Source organism: Micromonospora sp. KC213, from assembly GCF_004348325.1.
GTDB lineage: Bacteria > Actinomycetota > Actinomycetes > Mycobacteriales > Micromonosporaceae > Micromonospora.
In genome coordinates this window covers 1-2,479 of sequence record NZ_SMKF01000313.1, presented here as the reverse complement: position 1 = coordinate 2,479, position 2,479 = coordinate 1, and the positions used below count along the sequence as shown (strand labels likewise).

The following is a 2,479-nucleotide window of genomic DNA, read 5'->3' as shown; positions in this document are numbered from 1 at the left end:
GGGCGTGGCGGGCTCGGTCGAGCGTACGGCGCGCAGCCCGCCCCCGGTGCCGCTGATCCCGGGCAGGTCGGCGACCGGTTCGCCGCGGCGGGCGGCGGCGCGTCGGCCCGGTGCCGGCGTCGCCGTGCTGGTGCGGGCGGTGAGCGTGCTGACCAGGGCCTCACAGCCGGCGTCGCAGGCCCGTACCGCGGCGACCGCCTGCCGGACGGTCTCGGCGACCGCGGCGGTGAGCGCCCGGTTGACCGTGGCCCGCCGGGGCGTCTCGGAGACGGCCACCCGTAGCGCGGTCACCGCGGCGTCGATCTCGTCGGCCTCGGCCACCCCGTCGGCGGCCAGGTGTGCCGCGACCGCGTCGACGGCGACCGAGACCTCCCGGCCCTGAGTGGTCGTGCCGGAGAGCATGCCGGGCTCGGGGAGGGCGTCCAGGACGGCCAGCGGCACCGGCTCGGCCGGGTCCGGGTACGCCCGCAGGGCGGCGGGGTAGAGCTCGCGAAGCACCTCGCGCAGCGCCACGGCGGCGGAGTGGCGACCGCTGGAGAGGGCGCCGTGCGCCGACAGGACCTGCTTGTAGTTGGCCAGATCCCGAGGTGCCGGCAGGGTGACCGCGGAGAGAGCGCCCGCCTGGAGGGCGCGCGCCAGGCCAACCGCCCGTCGCTCGGCCGGCGGGGACTGCATCTCATCCAGCGAGTCGTCGTCGGCGAAACGCTCGGCGAAGTCGTCGACCGAGTCGTCGTCGGCGATCGCGAGTGGACGCCCGGCGGCGCTCAACAGCGACGTGACCGTGTGGTCGTCGCTGTCGGCCGCGATCGCCGCGCCGCTCAGCCCGCCCGACCGCTCCACGAGCAGCGTGACCAGCTGGGCGTAGCCCGCCGGTTCGTCGCTGATCTCGCAGACGTGCAGCAGACGGCCTGCGTCGTCGACCACAGCGGACGTCAGCGTCGATCCGGCCGATGCCGGTCGGTCGGCCGGATCCGCCGAGGCCAGACCGCAGTACACGCGCACGAGCGCCACGGCGTCGTCCTCCTCCCGGGACACAGGTCTTTTCTGCCAGAGACTGATGCTCCCTGGTCGAGGTCAGTCGCGCCAGTCCACCACGGCAGAGATCTTGCCGACAATGGTGCGCCAACCCAGGCTGGCGGTCTGCGCTCCGATTTTCTTCAGCCGTCGGCGGCCGAAGAATCCTCCGATCCCACCATTGACAGACGCCCGCAGCGCCTCGTCGAGGTCGTCGAGGCTGGAGCCGGCGGAGAGCATGTCCAGCACCGCCGGCAGTCGCAGCGCGTACGCCAGGTCACGGGCGACCTCGCCGGCCTCGATCAGCAGCGTGGGGTCCCAGGTGTCGTGCCCGCCGCGCAGGTTCTCCACGACCAGGTCCAGTTCGTACATGTCCTCGTCGAGCGGCGCGATGTCGGCCGGCTCCACCCGTTCGGTCAGCTCCTGCCAGCTGTCCAGTTGGGACATGTCGTTCGGCGCGCCGGACCGGATGAAGCTGACCAGCGCCTCGGGGGTCTTGAAGAGCAGCAGCCGGCCCTTGTGGGTCAGGAAGAGCGGGACCTCCTCGCCGCCGGTCGCCTCGTCGGCGTCCTCGGAGTCGGCGTCCTCGGAGTCGGCGTCCTCGGAGTCGGCGTCCGCGGCGTCGCCCTTACGGCGACCCTCGGCCTCCTGCTCGTCCTCCTCGGCGGTGAGGGCGGCGAACTCCTCGTCGAGGATCACCACCTCCTCGTCGTCCTCGTCGGTCTCGACGACCTGGCGGCGGGCCAGGAAGGGGTCGTCCTCGTCGCGCTCGGCGACGTCGGTGGGGGTCAGCTCCCGCGCCGGCCGGTACGCCCGCAGGGTGAAGCCGGTGCCGGCGGGCAGGGCGATCTCCACCGGGTCGATCCGCAGCTCGTCCCAGAGGGCGCGGTTGGCGGCGCCGCGTTCCGATGCGGAATCGACCGGCCCGTCGGTGGCGTCGAGCTCGGGCTCGTCGGCGTCGGGCCGTTGGGGCGACTGGCGGACCACGCTGACCTCCGTGTGCGTCGGGTTGCCCACTGGTCGACGGCTTCCGCCGACCAGTGACTCTGGGCACATACCCTAGTGGTCCGTCCTGTGGATGCGGACCCCGCACCCCGCTGGCGGTCCGGAGGACCCACAAGTAGGCTTCCTACGCATGAAGGCCCAGTCGCTGCACGGACACCTCGACGCGCTGCTGTTGGCGGTGCTGGAACAGGGTGCCCTGCACGGGTACGCCATCATCGAGGCGTTGCGGGCACGCAGCGACGGCAGCCTCGATCTGCCCACCGGCACCATCTATCCGGCGCTGCGGCGGCTGGAGCGGGCCGGGCACGTGGTCAGCTCGTGGAGCACCGTCAACGGTCGTGAACGACGCACCTACCAGCTCACCGACTCCGGCCGGCGGGCGCTGGCCGGAGAGCGCGACGGCTGGCGGGAGTTCAGCGCCACCGTCGGTCGCTTTCTCGGCTCCGGCACCCCGCCGTCC

Annotated in this window: 2 protein-coding genes and 1 pseudogene; 1 reads left to right on the top strand and 2 read right to left on the bottom strand. The window is 73.0% G+C overall.

Going from position 1 to position 2,479, the window contains the following annotated elements; all coding sequences use genetic code 11:
- Positions 1-1,035: pseudogene (locus tag E1166_RS30170) on the bottom strand (transposase); the annotation flags it as partial.
- Between the two features lie 39 nt (positions 1,036-1,074).
- Positions 1,075-2,031 carry a DNA primase gene (locus E1166_RS30165; RefSeq protein ID WP_132343202.1) on the bottom strand — a complete coding sequence of 319 codons (957 nt, stop codon included), beginning with the start codon at positions 2,029-2,031 and terminating at the stop codon, positions 1,075-1,077.
- Positions 2,032-2,149: 118 nt separating this feature from the next.
- On the opposite strand from E1166_RS30165, the gene E1166_RS30160 reads away from it, so the two are divergent.
- On the top strand, positions 2,150-2,479 hold a 330-nt coding region (locus E1166_RS30160), incomplete at its 3' end, for a helix-turn-helix transcriptional regulator (RefSeq protein ID WP_132343201.1).